Source organism: Streptococcus sp. 2_1_36FAA, assembly GCF_000161955.2.
GTDB lineage: Bacteria > Bacillota > Bacilli > Lactobacillales > Streptococcaceae > Streptococcus > Streptococcus gordonii.
In genome coordinates, this window is record NZ_KI391973.1 from 267,175 (window position 1) to 289,606 (window position 22,432).

The following is a 22,432-nucleotide window of genomic DNA, read 5'->3' on the forward strand; positions in this document are numbered from 1 at the left end:
GATAGGATTCATGACGAAAGTTGCGGTTATACTGGCTAATGGTTTTGAAGAAATAGAAGCACTCACAGTTGTGGATGTTTTGCGTCGAGCCAATATTGCCTGTCATATACTTGGATTTGAGCAAGTAGTGACAGGTTCTCATGGAATCAGTGTCCAAGCTGACCGATTGTGGCAAGGAAATTTAGACGATTATGATATGGTTGTTTTGCCGGGTGGAATGCCTGGGTCTGCTAATCTTAGAGATGACCAGAACCTGATGAAAGCTCTAACTAAGATGCAGGAAGAAGATAAGTGGATTGCTGCAATCTGTGCCGCTCCCATAGTACTTGAAAAAGCAGGAGTACTGGAGAATAAAAAATTCACCTGTTATGATGGCGTTGAGGAGAGCATTAAGAGCGGGAATTACCTGAAGGAGACAGTGGTCACTGATGGCAAACTTATTACAAGTCGAGGTCCCTCAACTGCGCTTGCTTTTGCTTATACCATAGTGGAGAAGTTAGGCGGTGACGCGGATTCCTTACGTCAAGGTATGCTATATACAGATGTTTTTGGAGAATAAAATAGGAAACCCATTTATCAATAAGTGGGTTTTTTATTTATTAATATAAATGAGGAATCCATACTTTATTTTTATTTGGTTTAAAAGGATTCTTATCAGTATATTTTGCCAATATTAGCGCTTTTTCAGGAAAAATATGGTATAATAAAAGCTATGGATTATCAAGATTATATCTGGGATTTAGGCGGTACGCTTCTCGATAATTATGAAACTTCCACAGCTGCTTTTGTACGAACTTTAGCGTCATTAGGCATAGAAGCTAGCCATGATGAAGTATATCAAGCTTTAAAAGTATCAACGGATTATGCAGTACAACAGTTTGCACCGGGAGTGAAAGATTTTTTGAGATCTTACAAGGCCAATGAAGCTAAGGAACTTCAGCATCCTGTTTTATTTAACGGGGCAAAAGAGCTACTAGAGACCATAATTAAGCAGGGTGGCAGAAACTTTTTAGTCTCCCATCGGGACAATCAGGTTTTAGAGATTATCTCTAAAACAGGAATTGATTCCCTCTTTACGGAAATTGTCACAGCGGATAATGGTTTTAAGAGAAAACCTGACCCAGAATCCATGAATTATCTCAAGGAAAAGTACAAGATTAGCTCCTGCATAGTTATTGGTGATCGCCCATTAGATATAGAGGCTGGTCAAGCCGCAGGTTTTGCTACTTATCTTTTTGATAATATGGAACATCTAAAGAATTATTTACATTTAAATACAGAAAAGGAATAAAATGACAGAAGAAAAGCAACAAGACATCCAATCTCAAGAATATGATGCCAGCCAGATTCAGGTCCTTGAAGGACTTGAAGCAGTTCGTATGCGTCCGGGTATGTATATCGGATCAACTTCTAAAGAAGGTCTGCACCATTTGGTATGGGAAATCGTTGATAACTCTATTGACGAAGCCTTGGCTGGTTTTGCTAGTCATATTCAAGTCTTTATTGAAAAAGACAATTCTATCACAGTAGTCGATGATGGGCGTGGGATCCCTGTCGATATTCAGGAAAAAACAGGTCGTCCTGCTGTTGAAACTGTCTTTACTGTCCTTCACGCTGGAGGGAAATTTGGCGGTGGCGGCTACAAGGTTTCAGGAGGTCTTCACGGTGTAGGTTCTTCTGTTGTAAATGCTTTATCCACCCAACTAGATGTTAAAGTATATAAAAATGGTCAAATTCATTTCCAAGAATACACTCGTGGCCAGGTCGTGGCTGATTTGAAAGTGATCGGTGATACAGATCGTACAGGTACAACGGTTCATTTTACGCCAGACCCAGAAATCTTCACCGAGACTGTTGAATTTGATTTTGAAAAACTCAATAAACGGATCCAAGAACTTGCCTTTCTCAATCGAGGCTTGTCTATCTCAATTACCGATAAACGAGATGGTATGGAACAAAGCAAAGACTATCATTACGAAGGTGGGATTGCTAGTTATGTCCAGTACATCAATGAAAATAAGGAAGTAATCTTCGACAATCCTATCTATACAGATGGAGAAATGGAAGATATAACCGTGGAAGTAGCTATGCAGTATACGACAGGCTACCATGAAACGGTGATGAGCTTTGCAAATAACATCCACACACATGAAGGTGGGACACATGAGCAAGGTTTCCGTACAGCCCTAACTCGAGTCATCAATGACTATGCTAAGAAGAATAAACTTCTCAAAGAAAACGAAGATAACCTCACAGGTGAAGATGTTCGAGAAGGCTTGACAGCGGTTATCTCCGTTAAACACCCAAATCCTCAGTTTGAAGGACAAACCAAAACCAAACTGGGAAATAGCGAAGTTGTTAAAATTACCAACCGTCTATTTAGCGAAGCGTTCTCAGATTTTCTTTTAGAAAATCCTGCAGTTGCTAAGAAGATTGTCGAAAAAGGAATTTTGGCTTCAAAAGCTAGAATAGCTGCAAAAAGAGCGAGAGAAGTCACCCGTAAAAAATCTGGCCTGGAAATTTCGAATTTGCCAGGTAAACTGGCGGATTGTTCCTCAAATAATCCTGCTGAAACAGAACTCTTTATCGTAGAGGGAGACTCAGCTGGAGGTTCAGCTAAGTCAGGACGGAACCGTGAATTTCAGGCAATCTTGCCAATTCGAGGTAAGATTCTCAATGTTGAGAAGGCCAGCATGGATAAAATTTTGGCCAACGAAGAAATCCGGAGCCTTTTCACGGCTATGGGAACTGGTTTTGGTGCTGATTTTGATATTAGCAAGTGTCGTTACCAAAAATTGGTTATCATGACTGATGCCGATGTCGATGGAGCTCATATTCGTACCTTGCTTTTGACTTTGATTTATCGCTATATGAAGCCGGTCTTGGAAGCAGGCTATGTTTATATCGCTCAGCCACCTATCTATGGTGTTAAAGTTGGCAGCGAAGTAAAAGAATATATTCAGCCAGGTGCTGATCAAGAAATAAAACTTCAAGAAGCCTTAGCTAGGTATAGTGAAGGTCGCTCTAAGCCTTCAATTCAACGTTATAAAGGTTTGGGAGAAATGGATGATCACCAACTATGGGAAACAACCATGGATCCAGAACACCGCTTGATGGCGCGTGTTTCAGTTGACGATGCAGCAGAAGCAGACAAGATCTTTGATATGCTGATGGGAGATCGGGTAGAACCACGTCGCGAATTTATCGAAGAAAATGCTGTATACAGTACATTAGATGTATAGAAATGAAGAAATTATATACAAGACTAATGAAATTATGATATAATCATTATGTTTATTCTCAAGTAATAATACGAAGGAGTTTTATATGTCTAACGGACTAATTATTCTAATCATAGTGATTGCAGTAGCTTTAATTCTTGCTTATGTAGCTGCTGTTGTCCTAAGAAAGAGAAATGAGACTCTACTTGATAGTTTGGAAGAACGTAAAGAGAAACTATATAATCTTCCTGTGAATGATGAAGTAGAGGCGATTAAGAATATGCATCTCATCGGTCAAAGTCAGGTGACTTTCCGTGAGTGGAATCAAAAATGGGTCGATCTTTCCCTTAATTCTTTTGCAGATATTGAAAATAATATCTTTGAAGCAGAAGGTTATAACAATTCCTTTCGCTTTCTAAAGGCAAAGCATGCGATTGATAACATTGAAAGTCAGATTAATCTGGTTGAAGAAGATATTGAGTTAATCCGTGAGGCCTTAGCAGACTTAGAAAAGCAAGAAGCAAAAAATAGTGGTCGTGTTCTTCATGCTTTGGAATTGTTTGAAAATCTACAAGTTAAAGTAGCTGAAGATACTGAAAAGTATGGACCAGCAGTTCAAGAGATTCAAAAGCAGTTGCAAAATATTGAATCAGAGTTCTCCCAATTTGTTACCCTTAATTCTTCTGGGGACCCAGTAGAAGCTGCGGATATTTTGGATAAAACAGAGAACCATATCCTTGCTTTAACTCATATTGTTGATAAGGTGCCAAGTATTGTCACTGAACTAAGAGAAGTTTTACCAGACCAGCTGGAAGATCTTGAATCTGGTTATCGGAAATTGGTGGAAGCTGGATATCATTTTGTTGAAACGGATATCGAGTCTCGCTTCTCACAACTCCATTCTAATATCACTCAAAACTATGAGAATATTGCTGCTTTGGAGTTGGATAATGCCCAATATGAAAATACTCAAATTCAAGAAGAAATCAATGCTTTGTATGACATCTTTACGAGAGAAATTGCTGCTCAGAAAGTTGTCGAAAAATTACAAGAAAACTTACCAGCTTATTTGAAACATACAAAAGAAAACAACCAACACCTTCAAAGTGAGTTGGATCGTTTGTCTAAGATGTATCTTCTATCTGATGAAGAAGATGAGAAAGTTCGTGATTTACAAAGTGAATTGTCTGCATTAGAGGCAGTTGTTTTAGCTACTGTAGAAGACTCAGCTGAAAATAAACAAGCTTATTCGTTAACTCAGGAAGCACTTGAAGCAACTCAAGAGCGCTTGAAAGAAATTGAAGACGAACAAATCACTCTTGGTGAGCGTCTAGCGAGAATTGAAAAAGATGATGACAATGCTCGTCAAAAAGTCAACATCTACATCAACAAGCTTCACACAATTAAGCGCTATATGGAAAAACGCAATTTACCAGGAATTCCAAAGAGTTTCTTAAGTCTCTTCTTTACAGCCAGTGATCATACAGAGGCTTTGCTTACAGAGTTGGAGCAGTTGCGCGTAAATATTGACAATGTTAATTTGTTACTTGAAAATGTTACAAATGACATTCATGATTTGGAAACTGAAACCTATCAGATTGTTCAGTACGCAACTTTGACAGAACAGCTTCTTCAGTATTCTAATCGTTATCGTTCCTTTGATCAAAGTATTCAGGAAGCTTTTAATAAAGCTTTGGATATCTTTGAAAATCAATTCGATTACGAAAGTTCATTCGAAGTGATTTCTCAAGCTCTTGAAGTTGTTGAGCCTGGCGTAACAAGTCGTTTTGTTACATCTTATGAGAAAACTCGTGAAAATATTCGATTTTAAAAGAGTTCCTAAGGGAACTTTTTTTCATTCTCAGCAAAAAAGCTCTTATGTTATAATAGAGGGAAAAATGAAAGCGGAAAGTCTATAAAAGAAATGAAAAAGATTAAAAAATATATTACTCTCATTATTCTCGTAGGTGTAGCCGTTTTATCGATAGCATTGATGAATGGTTGGCGTTTGGATGATTATACTATTCCAAAAAACAGAACAAGAGAACAGTATGATTTTGAAGGCACTTTTGAGCCAATGTTTAAATTCTTAGAGCAAGAAAATATAGACTTAACAGGAATCAAAAGCTATTCTGTTTCAGTTAGTATTGGTGATCGAGAGAAACAAAAAGAAAGTTATGAAGTTTTTTTAAATTCTAAAAATAATCTTGTGGATGGAAGTTATACTATTCGTAAAGATGAAAAAACACGGGAGGTTCATGTCAGTTATGAAAATTCTCAGTTGCTTTATTCAGATAGTATTGACCCTAAGTTTGATGAGGAAATCTTTAACTTAAGTATTAAACGAGAGTATTTTGAAGCATTGGAAGTAAAAGAAGTTTTTAGAAGTTCGGAAACATCCTTAAGTAATATTATTTATAAAACTGATGATAACTCGGAACTTTTTAATAAGCTAGTCAAAAAGTATAATTTTTCTAAAAATGCAAAATGCTTCGTATCTATCACACATTCGAGTGGTAATGCTTATAATATTGCCATTGTATTAGAAGATGATAAAAAAAGCATTCAAATTGATAAATATATTTCAATAATGAAAGGGGAGGCGAATGAATTAGATTGAAAAAAACAATCGTCAAGTTGAAATGTCAGCTGTCTTATCTGATACTGTATATGAATACGAGAGAGAATATACTTTTGGTGGTAGAAGAACATAAAAAAGAGTGAATATAGTGGATGTTGCTGGTAGAGATGTCAATAGAAAAGGAGTCAAGAGATGGATAAAGTTAAAGGTCTCTTAGTCATGGATGTTGACAGCACCTTAATCATGGAAGAGGGGATTGACCTGCTAGGAGAGGAGGCTGGTATAGGAACTCAGGTCGCGGCTATTACCGAGCGTGCCATGCGAGGAGAGTTGGTCTTTGAAGCTGCCTTGCGTGAGCGGGTGGCCCTTTTAAAAGGGCTGCCAGAGGATATTTTTGCTCGAATTGCAGAAAGGATCCATTTCATGCCAGGAGCCGAGGACTTGGTCAAGGAGCTACATAAACGTGGTTATAAAGTAGGCTTGGTGTCAGGTGGTTTTCATGAGACGGTGGATAGACTGGCTGAGCAGCTAGGAGTTGACTACGTCAAGGCAAACCGTTTGGAAATCAAGCAGGGCCTTTTGACAGGTCAAGTCTTAGGAGAGATTGTCACTAAGAATACCAAGCTTGCCATGCTAAAAGAATGGGCATCAGAAAACAATTTAGAATTAAATCAAACGATTGCTATGGGGGATGGTGCCAATGATCTGCCTATGATTCAGGCGGCGGGGATGGGAATTGCCTTTATGGCCAAGCCAATCGTGCGTGAGCAGGCTCCTTATCAGATTCAAGAACGCAACCTCTCTCGGGTTATTGCTCTTTTAGACAATAGAAAAGAATAGGAGAGAAGTATGCATATCCTAATTGCACCAGATTCTTTCAAGGAAAGTTTATCAGCTCCTCAGGTTGCTCAGGCTCTGCAGAACGGATTTTCTCAGGCCTTGCCAGATGCTAGCTTTGACTTGCTGCCAGTTGGTGACGGGGGCGAGGGGACAATGGCTGCGCTGACATCAGCCTTAGGCTGGACTGAATTTTACCACATTGTGACTGGTCCTTTTGGCCAGCCAGTAAAAATGCCTTATGCTAGGAACGGTCAGCAAGCACTGTTTGAGATGGCTGACTTGGTCGGACTCGCTTCTATTCCTCAGGAAAAACGAAATCCCTTGGCCATAGAGACCAAAGGATTGGGAGAATTGATTTTGTACCTAGCTGAAGACGGTGTCAGAAAAATTTTAGTGGGTGTTGGAGGTTCGGCCAGCAATGACGGTGGAATTGGACTAGCAGCTGGCCTTGGCTATGAATTTTTCGATGCGGATAATCATAGACTGCGCCCCATTGGCTCATCTTTGGGAAAGGTCGCTCGAATATCAGCTGAGCAGGTTCCTGCTTTCTTGAAAGAAGTTGAGATTAAGATTTTGACTGACGTTGACAATCCTCTTTGTGGTGAGCGCGGTGCGACAACTGTTTTCGGAGGTCAGAAAGGTCTAGCTCCCTTATTATTCTCCCAAGTGGATCAAGCCATGGCAGATTTCTATCAGTTGGTTGATCCTCAGGTGATTGATATGGATGGAGCTGGAGCCGGAGGCGGAATGGCTGCAGGACTGGTTGCTTTTGCTGGAGGAAAAATCGTTTCGGGTATAGAAACCTGTTTAGATTTACTGGATTTTGATGACAGAGTTAAAAAAGCGGACTTGGTCGTCGTTGGCGAAGGACGAATGGACCGTCAGTCTTTGGCGGGTAAGGCACCTGTTGGGGTCGCAAGACGAACACCTGAAGGTATCCCTGTACTGGCGATTTGCGGAAGTCTGGAAGATGATTTACCGGATTTCCCAGTTGGGAATATCCAGGCAGCTTTTCCGATTATTGCGCGAGCAGATAGTTTGGATAGGGTTTTAGAGCAGGCGGAGCGAAATTTGATTCGAACAGCAAGAAATATTGGCAATGTACTAAAAATGAAAAAAAGCGGTTAGTCCGCTTTTTTTAGTAGGTATTCAATTTCTTTGACTATCATGCCCTTTTCAAAGAAGAAGATGTCACAAGACAGGTCACCCAAGTCATTTTCTAAAATGGTCACAATCCGATTCTGGTCGGGACTAAGCTGATAATAAGTACAACGAAATTGGACGGGGTTGTTATGGTAGACTTTTTGAATCTTAGTCAGGTAGCCTGTTTTTCCTTTGATGATTTCGGTTGTGTCACCTTCTAATTCCCAGCTAACATGATCAGAAAGAAAAGTCTGATAGGTTTGCCAGTCTCGCTGATTTTCTGCATCAAAAAAAGCAAAAAGTTTCTCTATATTAGTCATCTTATCCAAACCACTTTTTCCAGATAGATTGCTTTTCTTTTGTAGGCTTTTCTGTTGGCTGAAAAAGACTAGCAAACTGTTGGAACATGTCCTTATCATCCACTTGGACTAGATGGTCACTGTGGATAATGAGGCCAAATGGAGAAGTTTGGTAATCACCAGAAACAATTGTTGCCTCACAACTAAGATCTTTAGATATTTTCAAATAAAAGATTTGATTGCTAGACTCCACTTCTGGTGAAATTTTGACTAGGACAGGCTGATATTCTTCTACAATTTTGCTGAGCACTTCTTTGAAGTGACTACGAACGAGAGAACCGTTTGCTTGCTCAACAGAGCAGAAGGCTAGTACTCGTTCCTCAAAAGTTCCTAAAAATCTACGTTGCTCATCAGGGTTAAGTTTGGCACCACCTTGGGCTTTCTCCATGATTACTTTATTAATATCTGTCATAGGTTTAGTATAGCATAAAGTTATAGGTGCTGCAAAAATACTTATTTTCATAATATTTCATAAGAATAGAAAAAGCATGAAGTGTGTAAGCGGTTGCTTGATAAATCTAGATTTTTTAAGGTTAAGAGACGATTTTTTCTTGAAAAAAACGCTTTTTTAGAGTATGATAGAAGAGTAAATAAAAAAACTCAAAGGAGAGTAAGAAATGTCAATTATTACTGATGTTTACGCTCGCGAAGTCCTAGACTCACGCGGTAACCCAACACTTGAAGTAGAAGTTTATACTGAATCAGGTGCATTCGGACGTGGAATGGTTCCTTCAGGAGCTTCTACAGGTGAACACGAAGCAGTTGAACTTCGTGATGGCGACAAATCTCGTTACGGTGGTCTTGGTACACAAAAAGCAGTTGATAACGTAAACAATGTTATCGCTGAAGCTATCATCGGTTACGATGTTCGTGACCAACAAGCTATCGACCGTGCAATGATCGCTCTTGATGGTACTCCTAACAAAGGTAAATTGGGTGCAAACGCAATCCTTGGTGTGTCTATCGCTGTAGCTCGTGCTGCTGCTGACTACCTTGAAATCCCACTTTACAGCTACCTTGGTGGATTCAACACTAAAGTTCTTCCAACTCCAATGATGAACATCATCAATGGTGGATCTCACTCAGATGCTCCAATCGCTTTCCAAGAATTCATGATCGTACCTGCTGGTGCACCTACATTCAAAGAAGCTCTTCGTTGGGGTGCTGAAATCTTCCACGCACTTAAGAAAATCCTTAAAGGTCGTGGTCTTGAAACAGCCGTTGGTGACGAAGGTGGATTCGCTCCTCGTTTCGACGGAACTGAAGATGGTGTAGAAACTATCATCGCTGCTATCGAAGCTGCTGGTTATGTTCCAGGTAAAGACGTATTTATCGGATTTGACTGTGCATCATCAGAATTCTACGATAAAGAACGTAAAGTTTACGATTACACTAAATTCGAAGGTGAAGGAGCTGCTGTCCGCACTGCTGCTGAACAAATCGACTACCTTGAAGAATTGGTAAACAAATACCCAATCATCACTATCGAAGATGGTATGGACGAAAACGACTGGGACGGTTGGAAAGCTCTTACTGAACGTCTTGGTGGTAAAGTTCAATTGGTTGGTGACGACTTCTTCGTAACAAACACTTCTTACCTTGAAAGAGGTATCGAAGAAGGTGCTGCTAACTCAATCCTTATCAAAGTTAACCAAATCGGTACTCTTACTGAAACATTCGACGCTATCGAAATGGCGAAAGAAGCTGGTTACACTGCCGTTGTATCACATCGTTCAGGTGAAACTGAAGATTCAACAATCGCTGACATCGCAGTTGCAACAAACGCAGGTCAAATCAAGACTGGTTCACTTTCACGTACAGACCGTATTGCTAAATACAACCAATTGCTTCGTATCGAAGACCAACTTGGTGAAGTAGCTGAATACCGTGGATTGAAATCATTCTACAACTTGAAAAAATAATTCATTCAGATTGAATGAAGTAAGGATCCCTCAAGCTTGACTTGAGGGATTTTTGAATAAAGTAAAGGGAGACTTTTGGGATGTTTTATTTCCTTCTATATATTCTAAGCAGAGAGTTGCCAGCTCTTATTCTCTTGGCTGTTGGACTTCTTGTATCTAATCGATGGAAGTTGAGAGATCTGGCGCCTTTGGTGGTTATTTTATTCTTTTTGATTACCAGTATGTTGTGGAAACCTCAGTTGAGTCCGTGGCTTGCCTTTCTATTTTTATTCCTCGCTTTCTATTTATTAATTAAAAGATACAAATGGGTTCTTTATCCAGCTCTTGCTCTAGGAGCCTTGTTAGTGGCATTTTCTCCTATTCTTGGGATATTTTTTACGGTTTATGTTCCGGTGAACCATTATGCCTATCTTGAGGAAAAAGGGCAGACAGTAGTGGTTCGAGAAGACTACTATGGAGCTTTTTTTAGTGATAGTAATATAGAGATTATAATTTATGGCGAAGGGAAGCTTATACCAGTAAATGTAAAGCAGTATGATAATGTTCCTATGCATGAATTTAATGAAGGCAAAGATGTTAACGAAGATGCTTTTCTTGCTCAATCGCTAACAAGAGAACGATTGGAAGAATTAAAAGACTTTATTAATAAAAGAAATCAGCAAAGACGATAGATTAGCTAGAAGCAGATTTTTTATAGATTTGTTGGGAACTTTCCTTGCTTGAATCAATGAAAAGTAGTATGATAAGACACAGATTGTGAGGAGAAATAAATGAAAGATTTTCACTTTGATGCGATTTCAGCATTTGAGAACTACGAAATTGAAAAAATGGAGGATGGCCAAGTCATTGTTACGACCGAAGTCGTTCAGTCCTCTTTGAACTATTACGGAAATGCTCACGGCGGCTACCTTTTTACTCTCTGTGATCAGATTTCTGGTCTAGTCTTGATATCTCAAGGTGTAGATGGAGTAACGCTCCAGTCTTCAATTAACTATCTGCGAGCGGGACATCCTGGAGATAAGCTGACAATTTCAGGAAACTGCCTACACCCTGGTCGCAAAACGAGAGTAGTGGATGTGGTTATCATTAATCAAGATAACGAGAATGTCTGCAAGGCGACATTTACCATGTTTGTTACAGGACAAAGAAAAGAAGAAAGACAGATTAATATTTAGTACTTAAGTCCCAGTTTTTAACTAGAAACTGGGATCTATTTTTTTAAAATGCCTAGCCAGTATCTGAAATTTGTGTATATAAAAAGCATCTCTTAATGAGGATGCTTTTTTAGTTATTTGCTTAAAACAAACCTTTAATTTTATCGATAGCGCCACTAGCCATTTCATTTCCAGCTACTAACTTTTTGGCTTGGTCTAGGTATTCACCAAATTTGTCTTTATTATCTTCAACAAACTTTTTAGCTGCATCGAAATCTTTCTTTTCGATCATTTCTTTTACTTGGTTAAATAAATCTAGGGGATTCATAATAGGCTCCTTAGTCATTTTTTCATACGGTAATAATTTAATCAAACTTTTAAATAGAAAGCAAGGAATCTGCTTATTTAAAGGTGACACAGACAGATTCAGGAACATAAAAGTCATGAGAGACTTCTGTTAATTTACCGCTTTCTATATCACGTTTGAAAACTGTCGCATTGTCAGAATCTTGATGAACAGCGATAATGTAGTTTTGATCAGGTGTGATATTAAAATCTCGTGGATTCTTTCCATTGGTTGGTGTAATTTCGACTAATTCCAAGCTGCCATCCTTGAGAATTTTATAGACAGCGATTGAATCATGCCCACGATTGGATCCATAGAGAAACTTGCCATCTGCAGAAAGTCTGATAGCAGCAGTACCATTTGCTCCAGTGAAGTCTTCAGGTAGGGTCGAGATAGTTTGTAAGTGGTCAAATTGGCCGACGCCATCATAGATAAGAACTTCAATCGTTGAGTTTAGTTCACAAATGAGATAAGCCATTTTGTAATAATTATGGAAGACTAGATGGCGTGCTCCAGCACCAGGCGCGCAAGTGTATGTATCTAATTTTTTTAGTTTCCCATCTTCTGAAAGGTCATAGGTTACCACTTGGTCAGTTCCTAAATCACATGTAACTAAGTATTGATCAGGTGTTAAGTCAGTGAAGTGAACATGAGCAGAAGCTTGATTCTCATGTGGACCAGATCCTTCATGCGTGTCTGAATCTGCTAGCTCCAGACTGCCATCAGATAAACGTTTGTAGACTAGGACTTGTCCCTTATGATAGTTGGCTCCATATACCAAATCACGCTTTTCATCTACTGCAACATAGCATAGTGGAGCTCCTTCTTCAACGACATGATTTAAAAGTTTGAAATCCTTGTCAAATGCAGCGATTCCTCCCTGCCCATTTTCAGCCCCAACAGTATAAAGATGATCCTCTGCATCAAATGCAAGATAGGTCGGACTGGCTTCTTCGGCAACTAGTGTTAAGTTTGACAAAGTTCCATTATTTGAATCAAAATCTGCCTTGTAAAGACCTTTTGATTCTCGACGTGTATAAGTACCAAAGCAAACTGTTTGTGTCATTTTCTTACCTCGTATTGGTGTTTATTAAAGATATTGCCATTATATCATAAAAAAGCTTGGATTGGTTTTCATGATAGGATATGCAAAAAAATTAAAAGAATAGTATCAGTTTAAAAAACACAAAAAAAACAGATGGCGGGTAGGAGGGTCTTAGATAGCTTTGTTAGAATAGATTTGTTCAAACAAAACAAAAAGGTTAAAAAACTGTTTATGTTTGTTGATAAAAACATTTACAACAGATTTTAACCCAATAACTTACTAAAAAGGAGAACATCATGAACTTTAAAAAATTAGCTACTCTTATCGCTGTCTTAGGACTCTCAATTATATTTTTAGCAGCTTGTGGAAATAAGGATAAGCAAAAAACAGAGACCTTAGATGGCAAGCCAATTGATTACAAGAAGGATGCTGTAGATAAGAAAAACAAAGTAGTTGATGGGAAAGAAGTGACAGAATATACTATGCCAGATGGCAATATTGTTCAAATTCCAGTAGATAATGAAGAAGATACAGATACAGCAGATTCAAGCGCAGAATAATAATGAGTGGTCGTGAGACTTGGAGGCAGTATGTTACGAGGAAAAAAGAAAAATTCTAAAATTATTTTAATCAGTAGTGTAGCTTTATTGACTTGTGCAGCTGTGGGAGGATACTTCCTTTTGCAGCCAGGTCAAAATCAATCTGTTGTTGTTAACAATAAAGTTGACTCTAAAACAGTTCAAGAAGCTGTGGATGAAGCTAAGAAGAAAAGCTTGGTTTTATCTGGTGAAGTTGCACCGAATAATAGCAGTAAGGTTAAGATCGATCCATCAAAAGGTGAGGTCAAGGAAGTATTCGTCAAAAATGGCGACACTGTCACACAGGGACAGCCTCTCTTTTCCTATGTAACGTCCCAAGAGCTGACGGCTCAATCAGCTCAATATGATGCTCAGGCTAAGTCTAATAGTATTAGTACGGCGCAAAGTAATGCCTCAATTAAGTGGGAGACTTATAATCGCAAATTAGCAAATTTGAACAGCTTGCGTGAAAAATATAATGCGAATAACGATGAGTCCCTACTAGATCAGATCAAATCTGCGGAAGATGAAGTTGCACAAAGTTTAAGCGATGCGAATTCAGCTGATAATGAAGTAAAAAATGCTCAGATTGAAGCAGAAAAAGCTCAGGCAACTGCTCAAACTGAATCAGACCGAATGAAATATGATACAGTAACAGCAGATACAGCGGGCACTATCACTTCTATGAATGAAGACTTACCGACTCAATCAAAAGCTAAGAAAGAAGAAGAAAACTTTATCGAAATCATGGACAAGTCCAAGACTTTTGTAAAAGGGAATGTTAGTGAATTTGATCGCGAGAAATTACAAGTAGGACAAAAAGTTGAAGTAGTTGACCGTAAGAACCCTAAGAAAAAATGGACAGGCACAGTAACTCAAGTCGGTACTCTTACAGCGGATGCAGCAGCAAATGGTAACAAACAACAACAGGAAAATCCAAATCAAGCTAAATATCCATATAAAGTAGAGTTAGACCAAGCCGAAAATATGCCTTTGATTGGTTCACATACTTATGTCAATGTTATTGAAAATGCGCCTGAAGCTGGCAAGGTTGTTGTGAATAAATCTTATGTGTTCACAGAAAACGGTAAATCTTATGTTTGGAAAGTTGAAAACAAAAAGATCAAAAAACAAGAAGTTAAAACCAAGGCCCTTAAGGGTTCGCTTGTTGAAATCACTGAAGGTTTGAAGATGGAAGACAGTATCTCTAGTGTTAAGAACGGCATGAAAGAGGGCATGGAGGTAGGAGCAGATGTTAAAGCTTAAAGAAATTCATAAATCTTACCAACAGGGCAGTCAGGAATTTCCTATTCTAAAAGGAATCGATCTTCATGTAAAAGAAGGTGATTTTCTAGCTATTATGGGTCCGTCAGGATCCGGTAAATCAACTCTGATGAATATCATCGGATGCTTGGACAAGGCTAATGCTGGAAGTTATCATATTGAAGGTACAGATGTATCCAATCTATCAGACAATCAATTGTCAGATTTACGAAATCAAAAAATTGGTTTTGTATTTCAGAACTTCAATCTGATGCCAAAGTTAACAGCTTGTCAAAATGTGGAATTGCCTTTAACCTATATGAAGATTCCCAAAAAGGAAAGACGGGAACGGGCAATGGAAATGTTACGTTTGGTAGGCTTAGAAGAGCGAAGCGAATTTAAGCCAATGGAATTATCAGGGGGACAAAAGCAGCGGGTAGCCATTGCCCGCGCTTTGGTTACTAACCCAAGTTTTATTCTTGGAGATGAACCGACCGGTGCCTTGGATACCAAGACCAGCGTACAAATCATGGAACTTTTTAAGCAGTTTAATGAAGCTGGAAAGACAATTGTGATTATTACCCATGAACCAGAAGTGGCTCAAATGTGCAAGAAAACAGTTGTTTTGCGAGATGGAAATATTGAACACAAAGAGGTAGAAAGGAATTAAGACATTTATGGAAGATATTTTTGTAGCTCTAAATTCCATTTTATCGCATAAAATGCGCTCAATGCTGACCATGCTGGGAATTATCATTGGGATCGGTGCCATCATTGCTATCTTTTCAATTATCGAAGGAAATACAGAAAATACCAAGCGACAGTTGATCGGTGGCAGTAATAATACCATCAAAGTGGTCTATGACAAGAAGAATGTGATTGACCCTAGTATACCTGAAAAGGCTCAGGCAAAAAAACCTGGTTACATCCCTTTCATGGGTGAAGATATACTAAATAAGATTCGAGAAATTCCTGGTGTTAAAAATGCTCTTTTAACTTATGGAACGGATGACAAGATTTACCATCTGGAACAAAAAACATCTGGTAAGGTACAGGCTGTTTCTCAAAATATTGCAGAAATTAAGAAAATGCGGACCGTAGAGGGTGCGGATTTTTCCGATCCTGCTTTCCAAAATCAAGAGCAGGTTACTTATCTGGAAAAATCTCTCTATGATAGTCTTTTCCCAAATGGAAATGGGATTGGAAAATATATCGAAGTCAAGGGAAGTCCTTTCAAGGTAATTGGTGTTTTTGAGTCTACGGAACAAAGTGGCTTGACAGCGGGAGCTGATCGGGTTGCCTACATTCCACTCCAACAATGGCACAGGCTTTTTGAGGAGCTGAATGTCAATCCTGAGGTGACAGTTCAAACCTATAAAGCAGATGATCTAAAGAAGGTAGCAAAAAAAGTTGGAGATTATCTCAATCAACAAGTCCCTAGTTCTGATTATATGTTTGGGGTGCTAAATTTACAGGAATTTGAACGTCAATTGGATAATTTGAACCAATCAAACTTTGTACTTTTGGCAGGGATTGCCAGTATTTCCCTTCTGGTCGGAGGGATTGGTGTTATGAACATCATGCTAGTCTCTGTTACAGAAAGGACTCGTGAAATTGGTATTAAGAAGGCTTTGGGGGCAAGACGAAAAATCATTCTCAAGCAGTTTTTGATTGAAGCAGTTATCTTGACCTTGATGGGTGGATTTATAGGAGTAGTTGCTGGAATCCTATCTGGTTTTGCCATTACCCAGTCATTGGCTTATCCTTACATTCTTTCCCTCTTCTCAGTCTTTGTAAGTTTGCTATTTTGTTGTATAATAGGGGTAGTATTTGGATTGCTACCAGCCGTCAAGGCGTCCAAGCTTGATCCAATCGAAGCTTTGCGCTTTGAATAGAAGTAATAAGGAGTCGTTATGTATAAGATTTTGGTCGTAGAAGATGATACTACTATCAACCAAGTCATATGTGAATTTTTAAAAGAAAGTAACTACAGTGTTACGCCGGTTTATGATGGCGCAGAGGCTCTACGTCAGTTTGAAGAAGAGACTTTTGATTTAGTCATTTTAGATATGATGTTGCCATCCGTTAGTGGTTTAGATGTTCTCAAGGAAATCCGTAAGACATCGCAGATCCCAGTCATGATTTTAACTGCTCTAGATGATGAATATACCCAGCTAGTGAGTTTTAATCACTTGATTAGCGATTACGTGACTAAGCCTTTTTCACCCCTCATTTTGGTGAAAAGAATAGAAAATATTTTACGTCGAACTGCCGTTTATTCTGAAATTGTCATCGGTGACTTGCGCGTGGTTTTAGAAGATTGTACGATTTTCTGGCAAGGAGAAAAGCTAGCTCTGACCAAGAAGGAGTATGAAATTCTAGAAGTTCTTGCTAAACGCAAGGGACATTTAGTGACAAGAGACCAGCTTATGAATACTATTTGGGGTTATAGTGAGTTAGATAGTCGTGTCTTAGACAATCATATCAAGAATATTCGCAAGAAAGTTCCTGGAATTCCTTTGTCAACCATTACCGGTATGGGCTATCAATTGGGTGGAGATCAGGCGTGAAGATTGTAAAAAAGAATTTCCTGCTGACCAGTTCGATTATCTTTGTCGTTGTCACAGTAGTGCTTGCTAGTCTCTATTTTGCTATGCCAATCTATTATGAGCAAGTAAAGAGTAGAGAAGCTAATCATGAATTTGAACAAGTGACTCAGCAAATGAAGGGAAAGTCGATTGACGAAATAAAATCTCTTCTCACTGATTATAGTCATAAAAATAATCGAATCTGGTTTAATTTGACAGACACCAAAGATCAGGTCATTTACCCGACTGTTGAAGTAAGTGAGACCCAAGATTCCTTACAACTAACAATCCTTCCTACCATGGCTGATGGAACAGCTAAGCATAAAAGTATCAGCAAGAAGCTTAAAACATCAGATGGAAAAATCTTGACCCTGCAGGGAGAATATTCTCTGCAGCCCGTCAGTGATGCCAGTCATATTTTGCTCAATCTCTATCCTTTTGTTTTAGTCGTATCCCTTAGCCTAGGAGGGCTATCAGCCTATCTTTACAGCCGGACCTCTAGTCAGCGGATAAAGGATATATCGGCTGCAACTCGTCAGATGACCAGTTTAGCGCCGGATGTTGTTTGTGTAGCTAAAGGAAAAGATGAAATCGCTGAACTCGCTCAGGATATCAATCACCTTTATGCCAACCTGCTGACAAGTATGGAAGCGTTGAAAGTAGAAAATGAAAAGGTTGCAGAGAGTGAAAGGGAGAAGGCTGAGTTCCTTCGTATGACTTCCCATGAGCTGAAGACGCCAATAACCAGTATGATGGGAATGATTGACGGTATGATATACGGCGTGGGGGAATTCAAGGATCGAGATACCTACCTTCATAAATGTCGAGAAATTTTAGAAGAGCAATCTGCTCTGGTTCAGTCCATCTTAGCTATCTCTAAAATGGAGATGGGAACAGAGGTGACTGAGGAAGTCTTTTCGTTGAAGCAGGTTCTAGAAGAAAATCTCGGCGCCTACAAACTGATGGCAGACATGAAGCACTATCAGTTCCAAGTTAGTCTAGAAGAGGCTAATATGAAGGGCAATAAGATCTACCTGGTTAAGGCGATCAAAAACCTGATCGATAATGCATTTAACTACACCGTTAAAAATGGGAAAATCTCAATCCGCCTTGAAGAACACCTCTTGGTCATTGAAAACCAGGCTGAGCGTGTTTTAGATGAGACTCAGATTCAGCAGATCTTTCAACCATTTTACAGACCGGATTATAGCCGAAATCGGAAAGATGGAGGGACTGGCCTGGGACTCTTTATCGTTCAGCAAATTTTAGATAAGCATCAGTTTGCTTATAAGTTTGAAGCTGTTGATGATAAATGGATGCGATTTAGCATTTCCTTTTAATTGAAAACTCTTAGACAAGCAGGAATAGACTTTACAATCTAATAAGAACACCACAGAACAATGTGGTGTTCTTATTTTTTTTGATTTTGTGTAAAATAGACAAAGATAGATTGACAGCGCTTACATATAGTGCTAGAATGAAGCTGTAGTTTGCTGAAGAATAATAGTAAGAGGCCCTCAGAAAGCCTCTTTGACTGTAGTTAAATGAGAGTCAATAGGATTTATTTGATTAAGAGGTGTTTTCAGTATAACGTGAGTCTTAGAAAAGTATGATGAGTAGTTTGGCTTGATTTATCAGTAATTTGCTAGTTTATGTTTTGCAGTATCTGATACTAATTGGCCTTTAAAATAGTGTATTACAGTTTAATTTCCTAATTGTTTCTCCTCTTCAATGATCTTGCTTTCTATTTAAGTTTAAGAAATAGAGCAGATATTTCCAATAAGGAGGGGGAGTCATCTTGCCTTTTTAAAAGAGGCGTTTTATAAAGTGAAAGAGGGGTGGAGCGCTTCAAGCTTTTGAAAGTCCTGAATGTATTTAAAAATTTTTTCGTTATTTGTTTATCAAACGGCAGTGAAGGAAATTGTATCTACTAGCCTTGACTGCTGATTTTGAAAACATGGTATAAGGAGTCATTTTATGAAAAAATCAACCATTGTTTCGATTGTAGCTGCAAGTTTATTGATTAGTCCTCTTGTTTTGGCGCGTCACGTTCAAGCAGATGAAGTTGGCACAAATAGTGTCGAGCCAGTCTTGGCGACCAGTACGGATCAAGAGTCTAGTCCTGATAAATCGGTATCTGAGCATGTAGAATCAAGTGAGAATGCTGAAGTGTCTAAGGAAAGCTCTACAGAAAATGTAGGGGAAAAAGCGGTCGTTGAGCAAGCAATCGATTCCAATCAATCTATAGGTGAGAAGGAAAATCATTTCGATAAAGCAGTCCCTGAGTCTTCAAATGTGTCGGATCAATCAGCTACGGACAAGGGAGTTGTTCCTGAAAAGCCAGTAGCAGATACTGGAAGTGAAGCTGAAAAGAAAGTTGATCCAAGAGTAGAGAACAATTCAGTAACTGTAACTTCGAATAAAGAGCCAGGAAATGATAGAAGTGCTACTAGAGTGTCTAATCCACCTAAGACGACCTTAGCAGACTTGTCAGAAGTAACTGGTCAAGCAAGGACTGAGGAAGATTCTAAGAAGGAAGCAACAATCAGCGAAGCTGTTAATCAACTCTTGAAATGGGCATCGACAAAAGAAGGACAAGTTGGTTCAACTGACCAGGATCGTTTAGCCTTTGCTAAGAGTCTAGGAATGATTGACCAAAAGGCGAAAGGATCCGATCCAGTTACAGACCTTGTTACTATGGTTGCTGCAGCTAAAAAACTCCATGCTGCTTACAGAGCAGAGCGCAAGACACCTCTCTTTATGAATGGTAGAGCACAGCCTATTTTCCCATTTACTCGTGGTGATGATCCTGAACATTATTCATATGAGAATAGTGATATTGTCCGTTATGTTGTTTATGTTGAAACGGACTATGATACAGATGGAGATGGGAAACCTGACTTGGTAAAGACTTTCGTTCAAGTTCCGAAAGCTGCTGTTAAAGGTGATTATAAAGCTCCGACAATCTTTGAAGCTAGCCCATACGTTGCAGGTACGACAGAAGAACGTACCCTAGAAGGGCTTGGTCTCAAAGAAGGTGGCAAATTTGACATGGCTAAGCTCTATACCAAGCCAGACAAGAGAAAAGCAGTCAAAGAAGTTTCGACAGAAGAGGTTGCAAAAGCGACTAAACCTAAAGATTGGTACTATGTCAATCCACGTGAAAGTTCAGCAGATTACACTCATTATGATTATGAAAACCTGAACTGGTACAATTATTACCTAGTCCGTGGTTATGCGGTTGTAACAAGTAGTGGATTGGGCTCAAAAGGGTCAGATGGAATCAATACAACTGGCTCTGATTTGGAAGTTGCTGCCTACAAGAGTATTATCGAATGGTTGAATGGTAAACGCAAGGCCTATGCAGATAAAACAAGTAATCGGGAGGTCAAGGCGGATTGGTCGAGTGGCAATGTTGCCATGACTGGTTTGTCTTGGGCTGGAACAACAACTTTTGGGGTTGCATCTACTGGTGTAGAAGGTCTTAAAACAATAGTACCGGCAGCGGGAATTGCCAGTTGGTATGATCACTTTAATAGTCAAGGTTCTCCTCTTGATACAGGGGCTTCAAATGATCTATCGTGGTTGTCTGTTTATACCTCTGGTAGGATCTTAGACAAGGATGACTGGGATAAAATTAAAGACTACTATGCTGCTTATATCACAAAACTCAACGAGCTTCAACACAAGGATGGTCATAATTATAATGGAGAATATGCTAAGCGTGACTATACCTTAAATGCAGCCAATCTAAAAGCTGCTCCTTTGCTTATTCAAGGTCTAAATGATGATAATGTCAAACCAAAACATTTTGAATTAATGCTAGAAGCATATAAGAAGGCAGGTATAGATCCAAAAGTATTGCTCCACCAAGGAAATCACGTTTATCCATCTACTCGCTGGGCAGGAACTACAGTGGCTGGTCAAGCCTTTAACGATTTAATGAATCAATGGTATAGTCATTATTTATTTGGACTTCAAAATGGTATTGAACATCTTCCACAGGTGACTGCTCAGGACAACCTAGATCCAACCAAGTGGCGTCGATTTGATAAATGGGAAACTGACAATAAAATCACTGCTCGTGCCTATTCCAAGAGAGAGGATGTGACTGTATCTAGTGATTTTTATGGAACGGGTGAAAATTGGACTACGAGAAACCAAGACGCAGCCTTTCATTCATCTGCTGTCAGTGCTTCATATGCGGCTCCAGTTGATCGTGATATTACCATTAAAGGCCATATCCCTCTTCATTTTAGTGCAGCCTTCTTGAAAGGTGATAAGAAGCATGCCCATGTCAGCGCGACTTTGATGGATGTATCTGATGAAGAATTTGATGTTGTCAAAGAAGAAATCACTTATGATAAGGACGGTTATAGTACTCGTACACTCGAAAAAGAAACGGTTGATGAAAAAGGGGACTGGCATGGTAGCAATCTAGACAGCCTTCCAGTGAAAGAATACAAGACGCATAAAGTGAAAAGTGTGGTTATCTCTAGAGGCTGGATGAATTTGGCTAACCCAGATTCAGGTTTTAATTCTGCAAGTTCTAGACATTCAATCGATTTAAAAGAAAATGAGTACCACAACTATACTATGTACTTGCAGCCAAACTTGTATACTGTTAAAAAGGGTCATCGTCTGGTCCTAACCTTACATGCTTTTGATCCAGACTACATTTATTATGCTGATCCATACGAAGTCAAGTTTAAGACAGATTCTATTTCTGCAACGATACCAATTGTAGAAGAAAGTCAATCTCTCTTACTTCGTTATCAACCAAATGAGAAAGATACCGAGTACGCTAAGTTAGCAGACCGTATCCTAGCAATTGCTAAAAAGAACCCTGCAGTAGAAAAGGACAATCAGCAGGACAAAGGAAGTGGTTCTGAACTTAAGCCAGTAGGACAAATGGATCAACAACCACCAGTAGGACGGGACTCTATGGAATTCCGTAAGGAACAAAAGGTTGAAATCGCTAATCTAGAACACAAAGAAAATGATGTTTCTTCAAAAGAAGTAGGTCTTTCAAGAGAAGCAAGACTTCCTGAAACTGGTCAAAAAGCAAATTCTTGGTCAGTCTATGGTATGCTAAGCTTACTTTTAGCCGGCTTATGGAAAGTGATTAGTGGACGTAAAGAAGAGAAATAATAGGATTGAATCATTTTATTTACACTTGGCTTTTCACTTCTTGCTTACTAGATTAAATTCTAAGCCTCATTAGGAAATACCGAACTCTAGTGGATCTTCAGTAGTTTGGAGCAAACCGTTTTTATAGAAAAAAGACTGGTTTTGCAATTTGGCAGATAAATCACACCCTGAAAGTTAGAAATGAACTAACCTTCGGGGTGTTTTCATTTGAAATATTCTAAGCTGGTTGAAGTTTCCGCTG

Annotated in this window: 21 protein-coding genes; 17 read left to right on the forward strand and 4 right to left on the reverse strand. The window is 39.0% G+C overall.

All coding sequences use genetic code 11. The features are described 5' to 3' along the window. Nucleotides 1-10: 10 nt before the first annotated feature. The 7 genes from HMPREF0847_RS01290 (at nucleotide 11) to HMPREF0847_RS01320 (ending at nucleotide 7,770) form a co-directional block, all read left to right on the forward strand. Nucleotides 11-559, forward strand: a complete 549-nt coding sequence (locus HMPREF0847_RS01290; protein ID WP_008809373.1) for a DJ-1 family glyoxalase III — start codon at nucleotides 11-13, stop codon at nucleotides 557-559. Nucleotides 560-712: 153 nt separating this feature from the next. Next, on the forward strand, nucleotides 713-1,291 hold the full coding sequence (locus HMPREF0847_RS01295) for an HAD-IA family hydrolase (protein WP_008809372.1): 579 nt from the start codon (nucleotides 713-715) through the stop codon (nucleotides 1,289-1,291). Nucleotide 1,292: 1 nt separating this feature from the next. Beyond that, entirely contained in the window at nucleotides 1,293-3,242 is a 1,950-nt protein-coding gene (gyrB, locus tag HMPREF0847_RS01300) for a DNA topoisomerase (ATP-hydrolyzing) subunit B (RefSeq protein ID WP_008809371.1), read from the forward strand. A gap of 85 nt (nucleotides 3,243-3,327) precedes the next feature. Next, nucleotides 3,328-5,052, forward strand: coding sequence for a septation ring formation regulator EzrA (gene ezrA, locus HMPREF0847_RS01305; RefSeq protein ID WP_008809370.1), 1,725 nt, complete (start codon nucleotides 3,328-3,330; stop codon nucleotides 5,050-5,052). Nucleotides 5,053-5,145: 93 nt separating this feature from the next. Continuing rightward, on the forward strand, nucleotides 5,146-5,841 hold the full coding sequence (locus HMPREF0847_RS01310; RefSeq protein WP_008809369.1) for a hypothetical protein: 696 nt from the start codon (nucleotides 5,146-5,148) through the stop codon (nucleotides 5,839-5,841). A gap of 153 nt (nucleotides 5,842-5,994) precedes the next feature. Continuing rightward, complete coding sequence (gene serB / locus HMPREF0847_RS01315; protein ID WP_008809368.1) at nucleotides 5,995-6,642, forward strand: phosphoserine phosphatase SerB; 648 nt, start codon at nucleotides 5,995-5,997, stop codon at nucleotides 6,640-6,642. Between the two features lie 9 nt (nucleotides 6,643-6,651). Further along, nucleotides 6,652-7,770, forward strand: a complete 1,119-nt coding sequence (locus tag HMPREF0847_RS01320; RefSeq protein WP_008809367.1) for a glycerate kinase — start codon at nucleotides 6,652-6,654, stop codon at nucleotides 7,768-7,770. On the opposite strand, the gene HMPREF0847_RS01325 is transcribed toward HMPREF0847_RS01320, so the two are convergent. Next, nucleotides 7,767-8,105 (reverse strand): nuclear transport factor 2 family protein, encoded by a 339-nt coding sequence (locus HMPREF0847_RS01325; RefSeq protein WP_008809366.1) that lies wholly within the window; start codon nucleotides 8,103-8,105, stop codon nucleotides 7,767-7,769. The two genes, HMPREF0847_RS01320 and HMPREF0847_RS01325, sit on opposite strands and share 4 nt — an antisense overlap. A 1-nt stretch (nucleotide 8,106) precedes the next feature. Beyond that, on the reverse strand, nucleotides 8,107-8,556 hold the full coding sequence (locus HMPREF0847_RS01330; protein ID WP_008809365.1) for a DUF1694 domain-containing protein: 450 nt from the start codon (nucleotides 8,554-8,556) through the stop codon (nucleotides 8,107-8,109). Nucleotides 8,557-8,761: 205 nt separating this feature from the next. Between HMPREF0847_RS01330 and eno the strand changes: the two genes are divergently transcribed. The 3 genes from eno (at nucleotide 8,762) to HMPREF0847_RS01345 (ending at nucleotide 11,241) form a co-directional block, all read left to right on the forward strand. Further along, complete coding sequence (gene eno, locus HMPREF0847_RS01335) at nucleotides 8,762-10,066, forward strand: surface-displayed alpha-enolase (protein ID WP_008809364.1); 1,305 nt, start codon at nucleotides 8,762-8,764, stop codon at nucleotides 10,064-10,066. A gap of 80 nt (nucleotides 10,067-10,146) precedes the next feature. Beyond that, a complete protein-coding gene (locus HMPREF0847_RS01340) occupies nucleotides 10,147-10,737 on the forward strand; it encodes a hypothetical protein (RefSeq protein ID WP_008809363.1) in 591 nt (196 codons plus the stop codon). 99 nt (nucleotides 10,738-10,836) lie between these two features. Next, on the forward strand, nucleotides 10,837-11,241 hold the full coding sequence (locus HMPREF0847_RS01345) for a PaaI family thioesterase (protein ID WP_008809362.1): 405 nt from the start codon (nucleotides 10,837-10,839) through the stop codon (nucleotides 11,239-11,241). A gap of 121 nt (nucleotides 11,242-11,362) precedes the next feature. Here the strand turns inward: HMPREF0847_RS01345 and HMPREF0847_RS01350 are convergent, their stop codons facing one another. Then, nucleotides 11,363-11,548, reverse strand: a complete 186-nt coding sequence (locus HMPREF0847_RS01350) for a hypothetical protein (RefSeq protein ID WP_008809361.1) — start codon at nucleotides 11,546-11,548, stop codon at nucleotides 11,363-11,365. Nucleotides 11,549-11,621: 73 nt separating this feature from the next. After that, nucleotides 11,622-12,632: a lactonase family protein gene (locus HMPREF0847_RS01355; protein ID WP_008809360.1), complete on the reverse strand. Its 1,011-nt coding sequence runs from the start codon at nucleotides 12,630-12,632 to the stop codon at nucleotides 11,622-11,624. A gap of 275 nt (nucleotides 12,633-12,907) precedes the next feature. Here HMPREF0847_RS01355 and HMPREF0847_RS01360 point away from each other — a divergent pair, with 275 nt between their 5' ends. The 7 genes from HMPREF0847_RS01360 (at nucleotide 12,908) to HMPREF0847_RS01390 (ending at nucleotide 22,191) form a co-directional block, all read left to right on the forward strand. Further along, on the forward strand, nucleotides 12,908-13,171 hold the full coding sequence (locus HMPREF0847_RS01360; protein ID WP_008809359.1) for a hypothetical protein: 264 nt from the start codon (nucleotides 12,908-12,910) through the stop codon (nucleotides 13,169-13,171). Nucleotides 13,172-13,201: 30 nt separating this feature from the next. Next, nucleotides 13,202-14,455: an efflux RND transporter periplasmic adaptor subunit gene (locus tag HMPREF0847_RS01365; protein WP_008809358.1), complete on the forward strand. Its 1,254-nt coding sequence runs from the start codon at nucleotides 13,202-13,204 to the stop codon at nucleotides 14,453-14,455. Further along, nucleotides 14,442-15,122 (forward strand): ABC transporter ATP-binding protein, encoded by a 681-nt coding sequence (locus tag HMPREF0847_RS01370; protein ID WP_008809357.1) that lies wholly within the window; start codon nucleotides 14,442-14,444, stop codon nucleotides 15,120-15,122. The genes HMPREF0847_RS01365 and HMPREF0847_RS01370 overlap by 14 nt, the downstream gene beginning before the upstream one ends. Before the next feature lie 7 nt (nucleotides 15,123-15,129). Then, nucleotides 15,130-16,347, forward strand: coding sequence for an ABC transporter permease (locus tag HMPREF0847_RS01375; protein ID WP_008809356.1), 1,218 nt, complete (start codon nucleotides 15,130-15,132; stop codon nucleotides 16,345-16,347). A gap of 18 nt (nucleotides 16,348-16,365) precedes the next feature. Beyond that, nucleotides 16,366-17,022, forward strand: coding sequence for a response regulator transcription factor (locus HMPREF0847_RS01380; RefSeq protein ID WP_008809355.1), 657 nt, complete (start codon nucleotides 16,366-16,368; stop codon nucleotides 17,020-17,022). After that, a complete protein-coding gene (locus tag HMPREF0847_RS01385) occupies nucleotides 17,019-18,380 on the forward strand; it encodes a sensor histidine kinase (RefSeq protein ID WP_008809354.1) in 1,362 nt (453 codons plus the stop codon). The genes HMPREF0847_RS01380 and HMPREF0847_RS01385 overlap by 4 nt, the downstream gene beginning before the upstream one ends. Nucleotides 18,381-19,017: 637 nt before the next feature. Continuing rightward, on the forward strand, nucleotides 19,018-22,191 hold the full coding sequence (locus HMPREF0847_RS01390) for a CocE/NonD family hydrolase (RefSeq protein WP_020992598.1): 3,174 nt from the start codon (nucleotides 19,018-19,020) through the stop codon (nucleotides 22,189-22,191). The last annotated feature ends 241 nt before the right edge of the window (nucleotides 22,192-22,432 follow it).

What these genes read in the sequence shown, in the direction of transcription:
- HMPREF0847_RS01310 (WP_008809369.1), top strand. Translation starts at nt 5,146, where the DNA reads ATGAAAAAGATTAAAAAATATATTACTCTCATTATTCTCGTAGGTGTA.
- HMPREF0847_RS01375 (WP_008809356.1), top strand. Translation starts at nt 15,130, where the DNA reads ATGGAAGATATTTTTGTAGCTCTAAATTCCATTTTATCGCATAAAATG.
- HMPREF0847_RS01355 (WP_008809360.1), bottom strand. Translation starts at nt 12,632, where the DNA reads ATGACACAAACAGTTTGCTTTGGTACTTATACACGTCGAGAATCAAAA.
- ezrA (WP_008809370.1), top strand. Translation starts at nt 3,328, where the DNA reads ATGTCTAACGGACTAATTATTCTAATCATAGTGATTGCAGTAGCTTTA.
- HMPREF0847_RS01295 (WP_008809372.1), top strand. Translation starts at nt 713, where the DNA reads ATGGATTATCAAGATTATATCTGGGATTTAGGCGGTACGCTTCTCGAT.
- HMPREF0847_RS01360 (WP_008809359.1), top strand. Translation starts at nt 12,908, where the DNA reads ATGAACTTTAAAAAATTAGCTACTCTTATCGCTGTCTTAGGACTCTCA.
- HMPREF0847_RS01350 (WP_008809361.1), bottom strand. Translation starts at nt 11,548, where the DNA reads ATGAATCCCCTAGATTTATTTAACCAAGTAAAAGAAATGATCGAAAAG.
- HMPREF0847_RS01345 (WP_008809362.1), top strand. Translation starts at nt 10,837, where the DNA reads ATGAAAGATTTTCACTTTGATGCGATTTCAGCATTTGAGAACTACGAA.
- HMPREF0847_RS01370 (WP_008809357.1), top strand. Translation starts at nt 14,442, where the DNA reads ATGTTAAAGCTTAAAGAAATTCATAAATCTTACCAACAGGGCAGTCAG.
- gyrB (WP_008809371.1), top strand. Translation starts at nt 1,293, where the DNA reads ATGACAGAAGAAAAGCAACAAGACATCCAATCTCAAGAATATGATGCC.
- HMPREF0847_RS01380 (WP_008809355.1), top strand. Translation starts at nt 16,366, where the DNA reads ATGTATAAGATTTTGGTCGTAGAAGATGATACTACTATCAACCAAGTC.
- HMPREF0847_RS01330 (WP_008809365.1), bottom strand. Translation starts at nt 8,556, where the DNA reads ATGACAGATATTAATAAAGTAATCATGGAGAAAGCCCAAGGTGGTGCC.
- HMPREF0847_RS01320 (WP_008809367.1), top strand. Translation starts at nt 6,652, where the DNA reads ATGCATATCCTAATTGCACCAGATTCTTTCAAGGAAAGTTTATCAGCT.
- HMPREF0847_RS01290 (WP_008809373.1), top strand. Translation starts at nt 11, where the DNA reads ATGACGAAAGTTGCGGTTATACTGGCTAATGGTTTTGAAGAAATAGAA.
- HMPREF0847_RS01340 (WP_008809363.1), top strand. Translation starts at nt 10,147, where the DNA reads ATGTTTTATTTCCTTCTATATATTCTAAGCAGAGAGTTGCCAGCTCTT.
- serB (WP_008809368.1), top strand. Translation starts at nt 5,995, where the DNA reads ATGGATAAAGTTAAAGGTCTCTTAGTCATGGATGTTGACAGCACCTTA.
- eno (WP_008809364.1), top strand. Translation starts at nt 8,762, where the DNA reads ATGTCAATTATTACTGATGTTTACGCTCGCGAAGTCCTAGACTCACGC.
- HMPREF0847_RS01390 (WP_020992598.1), top strand. Translation starts at nt 19,018, where the DNA reads ATGAAAAAATCAACCATTGTTTCGATTGTAGCTGCAAGTTTATTGATT.
- HMPREF0847_RS01325 (WP_008809366.1), bottom strand. Translation starts at nt 8,105, where the DNA reads ATGACTAATATAGAGAAACTTTTTGCTTTTTTTGATGCAGAAAATCAG.
- HMPREF0847_RS01365 (WP_008809358.1), top strand. Translation starts at nt 13,202, where the DNA reads ATGTTACGAGGAAAAAAGAAAAATTCTAAAATTATTTTAATCAGTAGT.